A 16,010-nucleotide genomic window follows, 5' to 3' on the forward strand; every position below is an offset into this window, starting at 1 on the left:
GACCCCCCGCCCCCCCGGGTCCCGTCGTGAGGCCCCGAGCGCGGGGTCCTGCCGTTCATGGGCTCGCCGGACCGGCCGAGGCCCGCGGTCGGCGGGTGCGACGCGAGCGGCGGCCGCCGCACGGACGGCTGCGGACGGCGCGCCGGGTCAGCGCGGCTGGTCGGACGTGCGCAGGAAGTCGGCGACGAGCCGACCCACCTGGTCCTCCTCGATGAGGAAGCCGTCGTGGCCGTAGTCCGAGCGGACGTACCGCACGGGCCCCGCGCCGGGGATCCCGGCGGCGACCCGCTCGGACTGCGCGGGCGTGAACAACCGGTCGGAGTCCACCGCGACGACCAGCGCACGCGCCGTGACGTGCGCGAGCGCCGCCTCGACGCCGCCGCGGTCGCGGCCCAGGTCGTGCGTGATCATCGTGCGCGTCAGCGTGACGTACGTGTTGGCGTCGAACCGCCGCGCGAGCTTGTCGCCGTGGTGGTCGAGGTAGGACTGCACCGCGAACCGGCCGCCCTCGAGCGGGTCCTCGGCGCCCTGCGGGATGCGCCCGAACCGCTCGTCGAGCTCGCGCGCCGAACGGTACGTCTGGTGCGCGATCTGCCGCGCGATGCCCAGGCCCACGTGCGGGCCCTCGCCGTCGGGTGCGTCGTAGTAGTCGCCGTCGCGGTAGCGCGGGTCCGCGGCGACGGCCGCGAGCTGCGTGTGGAAGCTCGCGATCTGGTCGCCCGTGGTCTGCGCGCACGTCGCGATGGCGACGAGCGCGTCGACCCGCTCGGGCGCGGTCGCGGCCCACTCGAGCACGCGCTGCCCGCCCATCGACGCGCCGATCACGAGGGCCCACGTGTCGACGCCCAGCAGGTCGGCGAGCCGCAGCTCGGCGGCGACCTGGTCGCGCACCGTCAGCAGCGGGAACCGGCTGCCCCAGGGCTCGCCGTCGGGCGCGGTCGACGCCGGGCCCGTCGAGCCCTGGCACCCGCCGAGCACGTTGGGCGCCACGACGAAGTACCGGTCGGTGTCGATGGGCGCGCCGGGCCCGACCATCGACTGCCACCAGCCCGCCGTCGGGTGGCCGGGGCCGGCCTCGCCGGTGACGTGCGAGTCGCCCGTGAGGGCGTGCAGCACGAGCACCGCGTTGCCGCCGTCCTCGTCGAGCTCGCCCCACGTCTCGTACGCGAGCCGCACCGCCGGCAGCCGGCCGCCCGACTCGAGCTTGAGCGGACCGAGGTCGGCGAACTGCCGCCGGCCGGGCTCGTCGCCGTCGCGCCACGCGGCGCTCGCGGGCACGGGCGGGCGCTCGGGCAGCGGGCGCCGGCTGCCGAGCGTCGCACCGCGACGGGTCCGTCGGCCCGCGAGCGGGTCGGGCACGTCGGCACCGCCCGCCCCCGCACCCGGGAACGCGCCGGGCATCGCGCGCCGGGCGGGCGCGTGGTCCGGTGCGGGGGTGCGGGGGTCGGGGTGGGTCATGGTGCGGCGTGCCTCTCGTGCGGGGTGGGTGGCGCGGTCGTCAGGGTCTCAGGCCCCGGCGCCCTTGGCCGCCCGGAAGCCGGCCTCGAGGTCGGCGAGGATGTCGTCGACGTGCTCGATGCCGACCGCCAGCCGCACGAGGCCCGGCGTCACGCCGGACAGCGCCTGCTCCTCGGGGGTGAGCTGGCTGTGCGTGGTCGACGCGGGGTGGATGACGAGCGAGCGCACGTCGCCGATGTTCGCGACGTTCGAGTGCAGCTCGAGCGCCGACACGAACGCCTGCCCGGCCTCCGCGCCGCCGTCGATCTCGAACGCGAGCACCGCGCCCGCGCCGCGCGGCGCGTACTTCTGCGCGTTCGCGTGCCACGGGCTCGACGGCAGCCCGGCGTAGTGCACGTGCCGGACCTCGTCACGCGCCTCGAGCCACTCGGCGACCCGCTGCGCGTTGGCGACGTGCCGCTCGACGCGCAGGGACAGCGTCTCGATGCCCTGCGCGATGAGGAACGCGTTGAACGGGCTGATCGCGGCGCCCAGGTCGCGCAGCAGCTGCACGCGCGCCTTGAGGATGAACGACAGGTTCACGCCGAACGCGCCGCCGACGCCCAGGTCGCGCGCGAACACCAGGCCGTTGTACGACGGGTCGGGCGTGTTGTAGTTGCCGAACCGCTCGGGGTGCTGCGCGTAGTCGAACGTGCCGCCGTCGACGATCACGCCGCCGATCGCCGAGCCGTGCCCGCCGAGGTACTTGGTGGCGGAGTGCACGACGACGTCGGCGCCCCACCGCAGCGGGTTCACGAGGTACGGCGTCGCGACGGTGTTGTCGACGACCAGCGGCACGCCGTGCTCGTGCGCGACGCCCGCGACGAGCTCGATGTCGAGCACGTCGGCGCGCGGGTTCGGGATCGTCTCGGCGAAGAACAGCTTGGTGTTGGGGCGGATCGCGTCGCGCCACGCCTGCGCGTCGTGCGGGTCGGTGACGAACGTCGTCTCGATGCCGAGGCGCGGCAGCGTGTGGTGCAGCAGGTTGTACGTGCCGCCGTAGAGGCTGGGGGACGCGACGACGTGGTCGCCGGCCTCGGCGACGTTGAGGATCGCGAGGGTCTCGGCCGCCTGGCCGGACGCGACGAGCAGCGCGCCGACGCCGCCCTCGAGGTCCGCGATGCGGTTCTCGACGACCTCCTGGGTCGGGTTGTTGATGCGCGTGTAGATCGGCCCGAGCTCCTTGAGCGCGAACCGGTCGGCCGCCTGCTGCGCGGAGTCGAAGACGAACGACGTCGTCTGGTAGATCGGCAGCGCGCGTGCCCCGGTGACGGGGTCGGGGGTCTGGCCCGCGTGGATCTGGCGGGTCTCGAAGCTCCAGCTCTCGTTGCTCACGGTGTGCTCCTCAGGGGTGGTGCCGGGGGACGGTGGGGGTGGGTCACCCGAGGAGCGCGCGCCGACGCCCGCCCCGCGGGGGGTCAGGGGGTGCGCACGTGCCGGGTCGCGGCCGGCGGGTGCGGGCGGGTCCCGACGTCGGGACGACCGGCCGCAGGCATGCCGAACGTGCGCTGGTCAGCGACACATTCGACGGATCATGCCGCCGAGAGTACGTCCCCCGTCCCGCACTTCGACACGGCCGTCTCATCATCAGAGACGTCCACGTGCCGTCGCGTGGCCGCCCGGCGGGCTCTCCCGGCCCCGCGCCGGCCCCGTCACCCGGTCGGCGGACGAGGTCTGTCCAGTTGCTCCCGAACCACAACGATGTGACTTCTGGGACGCGTGTGACAGGTGTTCTCTTGTGGGAGTCCTCCGGGTAGCGTCGCGAGCGTGCGCCACCCGGACCCCACCGCCGAGACCCCCGCCGCCCGCGCCGCGACGGTCGACGTCGCGTGCCACCGCGCCGCTCGTCGACCCCTCGGCGCCCGCGCGCGCGGACGCCTCGCCCTGCTGCCCGTGGGCCTGCTGACGCTCGGCCTCGTCGCGTCGCCCGCCGCCGCCGTGCCGTCGGACGACGACGTGCGCGACGCGCGCGCCGCGGTCGGCCAGGCGCAGCGCTCGGTCGCGCAGATGGAGGTGCGCCTCGCCGAGCTGGCGTCCGCCGCCGAGGCCGCCGAGGTCGCCGTCCAGAGCGCGGGGGAGGCGTACACGCAGGCCGTCGCCGACGCGGACGCCGCCAAGACCCGGGCCCGCGACGCCGCCGACCGGTCGACCGAGGCCGCCGAGCAGGCCGAGCAGGCGCGGCAGCGGCTCGTCGCGCTCGCGCGCCACCTCTCGCGCACGGGCGGCTCGGCCGACCTCATCGAGGCCGCGCTGTCCGCCGACGGCTTCCAGGACGTCGCGCGGCGCACGACGTCGCTCACCCAGGCCACCACCAAGGCGGACGAGGCCGTCCAGGAGTACCAGGCGGCGCTGCTCGTCGCGTCGACCATGGAGCGTCGCGCCGCCACCGCCGCGACCGAGGCCGACGCCGCCGCCGCCGCCGCGCAGACCGCGCTCGACGAGGCCGAGCGCACCCAGGACGAGGCCACGTCGTCGTTCGCCGCCGGCCAGGCCGAGCGCGACGGGCTCATCTCGGCCCTCGCCGCGGCCCGCCAGACGAGCGCCGAGGTCGAGCGCGCCCGGCAGGACGCGCTCGACGCCGAGCGTCGCGCGCGGGCGGAGGCAGCGGCGCAGACCGTGCGCACGCAGCCCCCCGCCGCGCCCGCCGCCGGCGGTCAGCCCGCGCCGGCGAACCCGGCCCCCGCCAACCCGCCCGCGGGCGGGTCGAGCGGCGGGTCGGCCCCGGCCCCGGCGCCGGCACCGGCCCCCGCGCCGGCGCCCGCTCCGGCCCCCGCTCCGGCGCCCGCGCCGGCTCCGGCTCCGGCGCCCGCTCCGGCTCCGGCACCGGCCCCCGCGCCCGGCGCGGGCAGCGGCTCCTCGCGCGGCTCCGCCGCCTCGGGGGCCGCCGCCGTCGAGTGGGCCCGGTCCAAGGTCGGCCTGCCCTACGTGTGGGGCGGCAACGGCCCCGACGGCTTCGACTGCTCGGGCCTGACCGGCCAGGCGTGGAAGGCCGCGGGCGTGAGCATCAACCGGACGTCGCGCGACCAGTACCGCCAGGTGCAGAAGATCGGCTACGACCAGCTGCGACCCGGCGACCTGGTGTTCTGGGCGAGCAACACGAACGACCCCAGCACGATCTACCACGTCGCGATGTGGGTCGGCGGCGGGCAGATCGTCGAGGCGTCCCGGCCCGGCGTCCCGGTGCGCGTGACGTCGATGCGCTGGGGCAGCACGATGCCCTTCGCGGGCCGCCCCTGACGGCGCGCCCCTGACGGCGCTGCGCCACGCGCGGCGACGCCGCCCACGACGACGACGGCCCGGCCCCGCTGAGGGGGACGGGCCGTCGGTCGTACGGCGTCAGTGGTGGTCGTAGCCCGCGTCGATCGCGCGCTGCCGCGACCGCTCGATCTCGGCCTCGGCCTCGGCGCGCCCCACCCAGTGCGCGCCCTCGACGGACTTGCCGGGCTCGAGGTCCTTGTAGACCTCGAAGAAGTGCTGGATCTCCAGGCGGTGGAAGTCGGACACGTCGTCGATGTCCTGCCGCCACGCGGCACGCTGGTCGCCCGTCGGGACGCACAGCACCTTGTCGTCGCCGCCCGCCTCGTCGCGCATGCGGAACATGCCCAGCGCGCGGCAGCGGATCAGGCAGCCCGGGAACGTCGGCTCCTCGAGCAGCACGAGCGCGTCCAGCGGATCGCCGTCCTCGCCGAGGGTGCCCTCGATGAACCCGTAGTCGTCGGGGTAGCGGGTCGAGGTGAACAGCATCCGGTCGAGACGGATGCGCCCGGTGGCGTGGTCCACCTCGTACTTGTTGCGCTGCCCCTTGGGGATCTCGATCGTGACGTCGAACTCCACTGTGCTTTCCTCCACGGCTCCCCGCCCGGTGGCGGTGGGTCTGTCGACCTGCGGGCGCGTCGTCTCCCCGGCGCCGTCGTCAGGTGACAGTAGTCTGACGCACCGGCGCGGCGGTACCGGACCGCAGGACGAACGGGCGGGTGACGATGGCCACAGCGGCACGGGTCGCAGGCGTGGGGACGCTCGTCGTGGTGCTCGCGGCGGGCGCCTACGCGACCGCCGACGCCTACGACGTCGTCCCCGGGGTCGTGACCCTCGCACCCCCGGTGCCCGACCCGGCGCCCTTCCCGACCGCTCCCGGTGCCGTCGAGCCGACCGCGGTGCCGCGCGTCCTCGGCGACCTCGACCCGCAGGCGCCGCTGCCCGCCGCGCCGCAGGTCCAGGCGCTGGTCGACGCGCTCGTCACCGACGCGCGCCTCGGGCCGAGCGTCGGCGTGACCGTCGTCGACCAGCTGACGGGCGAGGTGCTGGCCGGCCACCAGCCCGACGCCGGCCGCGTGCCCGCGTCGACCGCCAAGGTCCTCACGGGCGTCGCGGCGCTCACCGCGCTCGACCCGGCCACGACGCTGCCGACCACGGTGGTCCGCGTCGACGCCGGCACGATCGCGCTCGTCGGGGGCGGGGACATGATGCTCGCCGCCGGCGCCGGGGACCCCGCCGCGACGGTCGGGCACGCGGGCCTCGCGGACCTCGCGGCCGCGACCGCGACGGCGCTCGCGCAGCAGGGCGTCACGACCGTGCGGCTCGTCGTCGACGACACGCTGTTCTCCGGCCCGACGCAGAGCCCCGGGTGGGACCCGTCGTACGTGCGGGACGGCTTCGCCGCACCGGTGACCGCGCTCGCCGTGGACATCGCCAAGCTGCGCGACGGCGAGTACGTGCCGCGCTCGCCCGACCCGTCGCTCGCGGCCGGCGAGGCGTTCGCGCAGCGGCTCGCCGAGGCCGGAGTCACGGTCGACGGGAAGCCGCGCCGCGGCAGCGCCACGGGCGGCCTCGAGCTCGCGCGCGTCGAGTCGGCGCCGCTCGTCGACGTCGTGCACTACTTCCTCGAGACGTCCGACAACACCATCACCGAGGTCGTGTCCCGCCTCGTCGCGCTCGACGCCGGGCTGCCCGCGAGCTTCGACGGCGGCACGCAGGCCGTGCTGCATCAGGTGAGCACGCTGGGCGTCGACACCGCCGGTGCGCGGCTGGTCGACGCGTCGGGCCTCGCGGCGGGCTCGTCGCTGTCGCCCGCGCTGCTCGCCGACGTCGTGCGCCTCACGACCGACCCGCAGCACTCCGCGCTGCGCGACGTCGCGGTCGGGATGCCCGTCGCGGGGCTCAGCGGCACGCTCTCGGGGCGGTACACGACGTCCGACGCGCGCGGCCTCGTGCGCGCCAAGACCGGCTCGCTGCCGAACGTCACGTCGCTCGCGGGCACGGCGCTCGACGCGCAGCGGCGCCAGCTCGTGTTCGTCGTCATGGCCGACCAGACCCCCGAGGGCGGCCAGTGGGCGCCGCGCCAGGCCGTCGACGCGTTCGTGTCGCAGCTCGCGTCCTGCGGCTGCCGCTGAGCGTCCCGGTCGACGGCCTCCCGCCAGCCGTGCGCCGTCGACCCGCACCGCACGGCGCCCCGGGTTACCGTGAGCCGGTGCAGCCCACCGCCCGCGGCCCCGTCGACTGGCGCGCGGCCGCGCGCCTGGCCGGCCGGGTCGCCGCACCCGGACCCGTCGCCGACCGCGCCACGCTCGTCGACCTCGTCGAGAGCCTGCGCTCCGCCGCGGCGACCGCGGCCCGCCACGTCGCGGGCACCGCGGGCATCGCACCCGCGGACGGCCGCGACCCGGCCGCCGTGTCGCGCGTCCTCGTGGTCGACCGGGCGCGCTGGGCGCACGCCAACGCCGAGGTGTTCGGCGTCATGGCCGAGCCGCTGACGACCCGCAGCGACGGCAGCCCCGTGCACGTCCCCGACGCGGCCCGCCTCGCGGCCGGCGCACAGGTCGGCGGCGTGCTCGCGCTGCTCTCGGCCAAGGTCCTGGGCCAGTACGACCCGTTCACGGCCGCCCCGGGCGCCCCGGGCCGGCTGCTGCTCGTGGCGCCGAACGTGCTGGCGGCGGAACGTCAGATGGGCGTCGACGGCCCCGACTTCCGGCTGTGGGTCGCGCTGCACGAGCAGACGCACGCGCTGCAGTTCGCGGCCGCGCCGTGGCTCGCGGACCACCTGCGGGCGCGCTCGGCGGAGCTGCTGTCCGACCTCGCCGACCTGGCCCCCGACGCCGAGCACCGCCCGACCCTGCCGCGCCTCGACGACCTGCTCGGTGCGCTGGTGCGCGCGGTGTCCGACGGCGACGGGGGCGTCCTGTCCCTGCTGACGGAGCGCCAGCGCGCCGTGTTCGACGAGGTGGGCGCCGTGATGTCGCTGCTCGAGGGGCACGCCGACGTGATGATGGACGCGGTCGGCCCGTCGGTGGTGCCGAGCGTGCGGGCGATCCGTCGGGCGTTCGAGCGCCGACGGGACGCGGGCGTGCGGGCGACCGGCCTCGACCGGCTGGTGCGCCGCGTGCTGGGCATGGACCTCAAGCTCGCCCAGTACCGCGACGGCGCCGCGTTCGTGCGGGCCGTGCGCGACCGTGTCGGGCTCGACGGGCTCAACGCGGTGTGGTCGGGCGCCGACGCGCTGCCGAGCGCGGCCGAGATCGGCGACCCCGCCGCGTGGGTGCGCCGCGTCCACGGGTGACGCGCACGCCGCGCCCGCTCCGTCACCGGTCCGGGCGGCCGACGGCGCCCCGGGGTCGGGCGTGAGCGGGCCGCCGCCCGCGGTCGCGGCGGTGCGTGTCGCGGTGCGCCGCGCGCTCGCGGACGTCGAGGACGGCGCGACCGTGCTGGTCGCGTGCTCGGGGGGTGCGGACTCGCTCGCGCTCGCGGCGGGGCTCGCGTGGGAGGCCGCGGTGCGCGCGCGTGCGGGGCGCCCGCTGCGGGCCGGCGCGGTGGTGGTCGACCACGGGCTGCAGGACGGTTCGCACGACGTCGCGCAGGACGCCGCGGACGCGTGCCGTGCGCTGGGCCTGGAGCCCGTGCGCGTCGTGCGGGTCGAGGTCGGGGCCGCGGGCGGGCCCGAGGGTGCCGCGCGCACGGTCCGGTACGCCGCGCTCGACGCCGCCGCCGACGCGGTCGGTGCCGCCGCCGTGCTGCTGGGGCACACGCTCGACGACCAGGCCGAGACGGTGCTGCTCGCCCTCGCGCGCGGGTCGGGCGAGCGCGCGCTCGCGGGCATGCGCCCGGTGCGGGGCCGCTGGCGTCGCCCGCTGCTGGGGCTGCGGCGGGTCGACACCGAGGCGGCGTGCGCCGCGCAGGCGCTCGTGCCGTGGCACGACCCGACGAACGGCCGACCCGTCGACGGTGGCGCGACGACCGGTGCCGGTGCGGGGGAGGCCGTGCCGGTTCCGGTCGTGCCCGGTGCGGGGGAGGCCGTGCCGTCGGCGGGCGACCCCGCCGTGCTGCCGCTGCGCAGCCGCGTGCGGGTCGAGGTCCTGCCGCTGCTCGAGCGCGTCCTCGGGCCGGGTGTCGCGCAGGCGCTCGCCCGCACGGCCGACGCGCTGGCCGACGCGACCGACGTCGTCGACGACGCGGCGGCGCACCTGCTCGCCGCCGCCCGCGTCGGCTCGCCCGCCGACCCCGTCGTCGGTCGTGCGTCGGACCGGCCGGGCGCGACCGACGACGGGGTCGTGCTCGACGTCGCCACGCTCGCCGCCGCGCTGCCCGGCACGCGCCGGCGCGCGCTGCACGACGCGGCCCTGGCGGTCGGCTGCCCGGCGGGTGCGCTCACCCGTGCGCACGTGCTCGCGGTCGAGGCGCTCGTGCTCGACTGGCACGGTCAGGGCCCCGTCCACCTGCCGGGCGGCCGGGTCGCGACGCGCGCGTGTGGCAGGCTCTACCTGGACCGGCCGACGCGGCCGGCCGGCGCACCGGACATCTCCGGCGGCGCCCTCCCGGCCGGGCGGGGAGCCCCCGCGGCACGGCACGACGACCACGACGACCAGGAGTGAGCTGTGGACGCGGCGGACATGGGTGACGACCTCGAGCGGGTCCTGCTGAGCGAGGAGCAGCTGCACGCGCGCCTCGACGAGATCGCGGCGCAGATCGACGCCGACTACGCGGGCCAGCAGCTGCTGCTCGTGGGCGTGCTCAAGGGCGCCGTCATGGTCATGGCGGACCTCGCGCGCCGCCTGCGCGGCAACGTGTCGATGGACTGGATGGCGGTGTCGTCGTACGGCTCGGGCACCAAGTCGTCGGGCGTCGTGCGGATCCTCAAGGACCTCGACACCGACCTCACGGGCCGGCACGTGCTCATCGTCGAGGACATCATCGACTCGGGCCTGACGCTGTCGTGGCTGCTGTCGAACCTGCGCTCGCGCGGCCCGGCGTCGGTCGAGATCGCGACGATGCTGCGCAAGCCCGAGGCCGCCAAGGTCGAGGTGCCGGTGCGCTACGTCGGCTTCGACATCCCCACCGAGTTCGTCGTGGGGTACGGCCTGGACTACGCCGAGCGGTACCGCAACCTGCCGTTCGTCGGCACGCTCGCGCCGCACGTCTACCAGGGCTGACGCGCACGGCACCCGGCCGGGTGCGCGGCACGGCCGCGCACCCGGCCTGTGCCCTGGGCGAACACCGCGGGGCCCTGCCAGGTCCACCGTGTACTTTCAAGGCAGAGTCCCCGCGAGCGGAGGTTGAGGGGCCCGGCCCCGATCGCCCATGAACGTCAAGCGTCTCTTCCGCGGCCCCTTCATCTGGGTCGCCCTGGCCGTCCTGCTGTCCCTGGCCGCCTTCAGCATGCTGCAGATGCCCACGCAGCGGCAGATCGACACGTCCACGGGCCTCGAGCTCCTCAAGGACGGCAAGGTCGACCAGGTCCTCGTCACCGAGGGCACGCAGCGCGTGGACCTCACGCTCGCGGAGCCGTACGACCCGGACCCCGACCAGGACGGCGACCTCGGCACGCAGGTCTACTTCTTCTACGTCACGCCGCAGGGCGACCAGGTGGTCGACGCGATCACGCAGGCCGACCCCAAGGACGGCTTCACGTCGAAGGTCCCGCAGCCGTCGTGGTGGGGCAGCCTGCTGACGCTCGTGCTGCCGTTCATCATCATCCTGGGCCTGTTCTGGTTCCTGATGTCGAACGCGCAGGGCGGCGGCTCGCGCGTCATGAGCTTCGGCAAGTCCAAGGCCAAGCTCGTGAGCAAGGAGTCGCCCAAGGTCACGTTCGCCGACGTCGCGGGCGTCGACGAGGCGGTCGAGGAGCTGCAGGAGATCAAGGAGTTCCTCGCCGAGCCCGCGAAGTTCCAGGCCGTCGGCGCCAAGATCCCCAAGGGCGTGCTGCTGTACGGCCCGCCCGGGACCGGCAAGACCCTGCTGGCGCGCGCCGTGGCGGGCGAGGCGGGCGTGCCGTTCTACTCGATCTCCGGCTCGGACTTCGTCGAGATGTTCGTGGGTGTCGGTGCGAGCCGTGTCCGTGACCTGTTCCAGCAGGCCAAGGAGAACAGCCCCGCGATCATCTTCGTCGACGAGATCGACGCGGTCGGCCGGCACCGTGGCGCGGGCCTCGGCGGCGGGCACGACGAGCGCGAGCAGACGCTCAACCAGATGCTCGTCGAGATGGACGGGTTCGACGTCAAGACGAACGTCATCCTCATCGCGGCCACCAACCGCCCCGACATCCTCGACCCCGCGCTGCTGCGCCCGGGCCGCTTCGACCGCCAGGTCGCGGTCGAGCCGCCCGACCTCAAGGGTCGCGAGCGGATCCTCACGGTGCACGCGCAGGGCAAGCCCATGGCGCCGGCCGTCGACCTCGCGCTCGTCGCGCGGCGCACGCCGGGCTTCAGCGGCGCCGACCTCGCCAACGTGCTCAACGAGGCCGCGCTGCTCACCGCGCGCCGCGGTGCGCAGGTCATCGACGACGCCGCGCTCGACGAGGCGATCGACCGCGTGATCGCGGGGCCGCAGAAGCGCACGCGCGTCATGAACGTCAAGGAGCTCAAGATCACGGCGTACCACGAGGGCGGCCACGCCCTGGTGGCGGCCGCGCTGCGGTACACCGACCCGGTGACCAAGGTGACGATCCTGCCGCGCGGTCGCGCGCTGGGCTACACGATGGTCATGCCGCAGGAGGACAAGTACTCCACGACGCGCAACGAGCTGCTCGACCAGCTCGCGTACGCGATGGGCGGCCGCGTCGCCGAGGAGCTCGTGTTCCACGACCCGACCACGGGCGCGAGCAACGACATCGAGAAGGCCACGTCGACCGCGCGCAAGATGGTCACGCAGTTCGGCATGAGCGCCCGGCTCGGTGCGATCAAGCTCGGCCAGGAGTCCTCCGAGGTCTTCCTCGGCCGCGACGTCGGCCACCAGCGCGACTACTCCGAGGAGATCGCCGGCGCGATCGACGTCGAGGTCCGCGCGCTCATCGAGCACGCGCACGACGAGGCCCGCGAGATCCTCGTCGAGTACCGCGACGTGCTGGACGCGCTGGTCCTCGAGCTGCTCGAGAAGGAGACGCTCAACCAGGAGCAGCTCGCCGCGATCTTCGCGCCGATCACCAAGCGCCCCCCGCGCGACGTGTGGCTCTCGGGCGACGAGCGTGCGGTCTCCGACCGCGGGCCCGTCATGACGCCCGCCGAGCTGGCCGCGCAGAACGGGCACCCCGTGGTCCCGCAGGACGAGGCCGCGGCGGCGAACGCCGAGCACCCGGCGACCGCGGTCGTCGAGCTGCCCCCGGCGGGCACCCCCGACGCCGACGGGCCGCGCTGACGTGGCCGCCACCGACGTCACGGGCACGCCGGGCGACGACGGCTCGGTCATCTCCCGCACGCACGACGCGGGCGGCCGTGCGGTCGCGCCGTTCGACGAGGAGCGTGCTGCGCGTGCCGTGCGCGAGCTGCTGCTCGCGGTCGGCGAGGACCCCGACCGCGAGGGTCTGCAGGAGACGCCGGCGCGCGTCGCCCGGGCCTACCGCGAGATCTTCGCGGGTCTCACGATGGACGCGCGCGACGTGCTGACCACCACGTTCGACCTCGGCCACGAGGAGATGGTGCTGGTCAAGGACATCGAGGTGTACTCGACCTGCGAGCACCACCTCGTGCCGTTCCACGGCGTCGCGCACGTCGGGTACATCCCCGGCGCCGACGGCCGCATCACGGGGCTGTCGAAGCTCGCGCGCCTGGTCGACGTGTACGCGCGCCGGCCCCAGGTGCAGGAGCGCCTGACCTCGCAGGTCGCCGACGCGCTCGTCGAGGTGCTCAACCCCAAGGGCGTGCTGGTCGTCCTCGAGTGCGAGCACCTGTGCATGTCGATGCGCGGCGTGCGCAAGCCCGGCTCGCGGACCGTCACGTCGGCCGTGCGCGGCCAGATGCGCGACGTCGCGACCCGCGCCGAGGCCATGAGCCTGCTGGCCGGCCGGCACTGACGGACCCGGCCGTGCCACCGCGTCGGGCCGCGGCGCGCGGACCCGCACGGTCCCGCGCACCGCGACGAGCGCCTAGGCTCGCACCGTGACCGACCACGGCTCCCTCCTCCGTGGCCCGTCGGGGCTGCTCGACGCGCACGAGCGCCTCGGGCGCGCCCTCGTCATGGGCGTCGTCAACGTGACCCCCGACTCGTTCTCCGACGGCGGTCGCTGGTACGGCGTCGACGCCGCGGTGGAGCGCGGCCACGCGCTGCTCGCGCAGGGCGCCGACCTGCTCGACGTCGGCGGCGAGTCCACGCGGCCCGACGCGGCGCGCGTGCCGGTCGACGAGGAGCTCGCGCGCGTGCTGCCGGTGGTCGAGCGCCTCGCGGCGGCCGGTGCGGTCGTGAGCGTCGACACCACGCGGGCCGAGGTCGCGCGCGCGGCCGTCGAGCGTGGCGCCGTGCTCGTCAACGACGTGTCCGGCGGCCTGGCCGACCCCGACATGCCGCACCTGGTCGCGCGCACCGGCGTCGCCTACGTCGCGATGCACTGGCGCGGCCACGCCGACGTGATGGACGACCACGACGTGTACGACGACGTCGTCGTGGACGTGCGGGCCGAGCTGCGCGAGCGGGTCGCCGCGCTGCGGGCGGCGGGCGTCGACGACGCGCAGGTCGTGCTCGACCCGGGGCTGGGGTTCGCCAAGGCGGGTGCGAGCAACTGGCCCCTGCTCGCGCACCTGCCCGAGCTCGTCGCGGAGGGGTTCCCCGTGCTGGTGGGGGCGTCGCGCAAACGGTTCCTCGGGCACCTGCTCGCGGGCGCCGACGGCGTCCCCGTGCCGCCGACGCAGCGGGACGACGCGACGGCGGCGATCAGCGCGCTCGCGGCGGCGGATGGGGTGTGGGCGGTGCGCGTCCACGAGGTCGCGGCCTCGGCCGCGGCGGTGCGCGTCGCGGCCCGCTGGCGCGCGGCACGCGACGGCACGGCAGGCTGGGCGACGACGGGCACGACGGCACGGTCCGCGACGGGGCGGGCCGCACGGGAGGGAGCACGGTGAGCGGTCAGGACGACGTGCACGACGACGGCGGGCGCCGGCTGGACCAGATCCGGCTGTCGGGCATCAGCGCGACGGGGTACCACGGCGTGTTCGCGCACGAGCGGCGCGAGGGGCAGACGTTCGTCGCGGACGTCGTCGTGCACCTCGACACGCGCCGCGCGGCGGCGGGCGACGACCTCGCGCACACCGTCGACTACGGCGAGGTCGCGCAGCTCGTGGCCGCGGTCCTCTCGGGCGAGCCCGCGGACCTCATCGAGACGGTCGCGGAGCGGATCGCCGCGACGGTGCTGGCGCGTCCGCACGTGCAGGCCGTGGACGTGGCCCTGCACAAGCCGCAGGCGCCGATCACCGTGCCGTTCGGGGACGTGGTCGTCTCGATCCGGCGCGACCGCACGAAGTTGCCGGCCGCCGAGCCGTACCGCCCGCCGACGGGTGCCGTGCGACGCGACCCCGAGCCCGACGTGCGCCCGCGGACCGCGCCGCTGCCCGTGACCGGGCCGACGCACGCGGCCTCGGCGCCCGTGGTCGCCGCCGCTCCGGGGCCCGCGCGGGCTGATGCCGACACCGGCCCCGACGGCGTGGGCGCGGTCGTCGTGCCGGCGCCGTCGGGTGCGGTGCCGACCGGTGTGCTGCCGGCGGTGGCCGCGGCCACCGCGCTCGCCGCGGCCGCGCCCGGCCCCGTCCCGCCGCCCGTCGTCACGGGCCCCACGGGGCCGGTCCCGGGCACGTTCGGCGCGGGCCCCTCGGAGCCGGTCCCGTCGCCCGCGACCGCGCCGCGCGCCCACCTCGACGCCGACGACGACGGCCCCGCCACGCAGCTCATGGCCCCGGTCGACCTCCCGGACCACGACGCGCAGCCGTTCGACGCCCCGGAGCACGACGCGTCCGCGTACGACGCGTCCGCGTACGCCGAGCCCGCGTACGTCGAGCCCCGGTACGCCGAGCCCGCGTCCGACCAGCCCGCGTACGACGTGCCGGCGCACGAGACCCCCGCGGCACCGCCGCTCGACGGCCCCGCCACGCAGCTCATGGCGCCCGTGGCCGACGTCGTCGAGGGCGAGCTGGTCCTCGACGCGCTCGACGAGCCCCCGGCGGCGCCGGTGCGCGCGGTGCTCGCGCTCGGTGCCAACCTCGGCCCGGCGCAGGAGACGCTGCGTCAGGCGGTCGCCGACCTCGCGTCGGTGCCCGGCATCGAGGTGGTCGCGGTGTCGCCGCTCGCGCGGACGGCCGCGATCGGCCCCGAGCAGCCGGACTACCTCAACGCCGTGCTGGTGGTGCGCACGACGCTCGCGCCGCGGGACCTGCTGCGCGCGGTGCACGCGGTCGAGCAGCACCACGGGCGCGAGCGCCTCGAGCGCTGGGGTCCGCGCACGCTCGACGTCGACATCGTGGTGTACGGCGACACGCTCGCCGTGACGGACGACCTCGAGCTGCCGCACCCGCGCGCGCACCAGCGCGCGTTCGTGCTGGAGCCGTGGGCGCAGGTCGAGCCCGACGCGGTGCTCCCCGGTCTCGGGGGCGGGCCCGTCGCGCAGCTCGCGGCGACCGCGCCGGACCGTGACGGGGTGCGCTGGATGGCGCTCGACTGGCTCACGGCGCCCGTGCCGGCCGCCAGCCCCGAGCCCGACGGCGACGGCGCGGGGCCGGGGGAGGCGCGGCTGCCGTGAGCGCGACCCGTCGCGGCACGCTGGTCCTGCTGGCCACGGGCGTCGCCGCGGTCACGTGGTGGGCCATGCGGATGCTCGTGGGCCGCGGGGCCGCGACGCCGCCCGAGGTGCCGTGGCTCGTGATCGCGGTCGAGCTGGTGATCGCGGGCGTCGTGCTGTCGATGGGCTGGGCCGTGCGGCAGTTCCAGCAGGGCAGGCGCCCCGACCTCAACCCGCTGCGCGCCGCCCGGACCGTCGTCCTCGCGAAGGCGGCGTGCTACACGGGTGCGCTGCTGACCGGGTGGTACGGCGGCCAGGCGCTCTCGCTGCTCACCGACGCGGACGTCCCGGGCAACCCGGCGCGGGCCGGCGCGGCCGGTCTCGCGGTGCTCGGCGCGGTCGCGCTCGCGGTCGCGGGCCTGGTCGTCGAGCACTGGTGCCGCATCCCCCCGCCGGACGCGGACGCGCCGACGCTGACGCGCGACCCGGACCCGACGGCGGGCTGAGATCACGGCCGCGCGGTCGTGACCTGCGAGGCACCCCGGTGCGGGAG

The 16,010-nt window shown here is 76.3% G+C and carries 13 protein-coding genes; 10 read left to right on the plus strand and 3 right to left on the minus strand.

What is annotated here, in order from left to right; translation table 11 throughout:
* Positions 1–147: 147 nt before the first annotated feature.
* Complete coding sequence (locus E4A51_RS14570) at positions 148–1,458, minus strand: homoserine O-acetyltransferase (protein ID WP_134852205.1); 1,311 nt, start codon at positions 1,456–1,458, stop codon at positions 148–150.
* Between the two features lie 48 nt (positions 1,459–1,506).
* Positions 1,507–2,832, minus strand: a complete 1,326-nt coding sequence (locus E4A51_RS14575; protein WP_046530048.1) for a bifunctional o-acetylhomoserine/o-acetylserine sulfhydrylase — start codon at positions 2,830–2,832, stop codon at positions 1,507–1,509.
* A gap of 432 nt (positions 2,833–3,264) precedes the next feature.
* On the opposite strand from E4A51_RS14575, the gene E4A51_RS14580 reads away from it, so the two are divergent.
* Positions 3,265–4,734: an NlpC/P60 family protein gene (locus tag E4A51_RS14580; protein WP_134852206.1), complete on the plus strand. Its 1,470-nt coding sequence runs from the start codon at positions 3,265–3,267 to the stop codon at positions 4,732–4,734.
* A 99-nt stretch (positions 4,735–4,833) separates the two neighbouring features.
* Here E4A51_RS14580 and E4A51_RS14585 read toward each other — a convergent pair whose 3' ends face one another.
* Entirely contained in the window at positions 4,834–5,331 is a 498-nt protein-coding gene (locus E4A51_RS14585) for an inorganic diphosphatase (RefSeq protein ID WP_046530049.1), read from the minus strand.
* Between the two features lie 146 nt (positions 5,332–5,477).
* On the opposite strand from E4A51_RS14585, the gene dacB reads away from it, so the two are divergent.
* The 9 genes from dacB to E4A51_RS14630 all read left to right on the plus strand — a co-directional run bounded on the left by dacB (position 5,478) and on the right by E4A51_RS14630 (position 15,963).
* On the plus strand, positions 5,478–6,887 hold the full coding sequence (gene dacB, locus E4A51_RS14590) for a D-alanyl-D-alanine carboxypeptidase/D-alanyl-D-alanine-endopeptidase (protein WP_070320921.1): 1,410 nt from the start codon (positions 5,478–5,480) through the stop codon (positions 6,885–6,887).
* Between the two features lie 77 nt (positions 6,888–6,964).
* Positions 6,965–8,050, plus strand: a complete 1,086-nt coding sequence (locus E4A51_RS14595) for a zinc-dependent metalloprotease (protein ID WP_087508397.1) — start codon at positions 6,965–6,967, stop codon at positions 8,048–8,050.
* 61 nt (positions 8,051–8,111) lie between these two features.
* A complete protein-coding gene (gene tilS / locus E4A51_RS14600) occupies positions 8,112–9,359 on the plus strand; it encodes a tRNA lysidine(34) synthetase TilS (RefSeq protein ID WP_134852207.1) in 1,248 nt (415 codons plus the stop codon).
* Between the two features lie 3 nt (positions 9,360–9,362).
* A complete protein-coding gene (gene hpt / locus E4A51_RS14605) occupies positions 9,363–9,917 on the plus strand; it encodes a hypoxanthine phosphoribosyltransferase (RefSeq protein ID WP_046530051.1) in 555 nt (184 codons plus the stop codon).
* 148 nt (positions 9,918–10,065) lie between these two features.
* Positions 10,066–12,117, plus strand: a complete 2,052-nt coding sequence (ftsH, locus tag E4A51_RS14610) for an ATP-dependent zinc metalloprotease FtsH (RefSeq protein ID WP_070318853.1) — start codon at positions 10,066–10,068, stop codon at positions 12,115–12,117.
* A gap of 49 nt (positions 12,118–12,166) precedes the next feature.
* Positions 12,167–12,772, plus strand: a complete 606-nt coding sequence (folE, locus tag E4A51_RS14615; protein ID WP_070318891.1) for a GTP cyclohydrolase I FolE — start codon at positions 12,167–12,169, stop codon at positions 12,770–12,772.
* Positions 12,773–12,935: 163 nt separating this feature from the next.
* On the plus strand, positions 12,936–13,811 hold the full coding sequence (gene folP, locus E4A51_RS14620; protein ID WP_082739766.1) for a dihydropteroate synthase: 876 nt from the start codon (positions 12,936–12,938) through the stop codon (positions 13,809–13,811).
* A complete protein-coding gene (gene folK, locus E4A51_RS14625; protein ID WP_134852208.1) occupies positions 13,808–15,478 on the plus strand; it encodes a 2-amino-4-hydroxy-6-hydroxymethyldihydropteridine diphosphokinase in 1,671 nt (556 codons plus the stop codon). The genes folP and folK overlap by 4 nt, the downstream gene beginning before the upstream one ends.
* Positions 15,475–15,963 carry a DUF3180 domain-containing protein gene (locus E4A51_RS14630; RefSeq protein WP_070318854.1) on the plus strand — a complete coding sequence of 163 codons (489 nt, stop codon included), beginning with the start codon at positions 15,475–15,477 and terminating at the stop codon, positions 15,961–15,963. The genes folK and E4A51_RS14630 overlap by 4 nt, the downstream gene beginning before the upstream one ends.
* Positions 15,964–16,010 lie beyond the last annotated feature (47 nt).

Origin of the sequence: Cellulomonas sp. HD19AZ1 (assembly GCF_004535805.1) — a bacterium.
Lineage (GTDB): Bacteria > Actinomycetota > Actinomycetes > Actinomycetales > Cellulomonadaceae > Cellulomonas > Cellulomonas iranensis.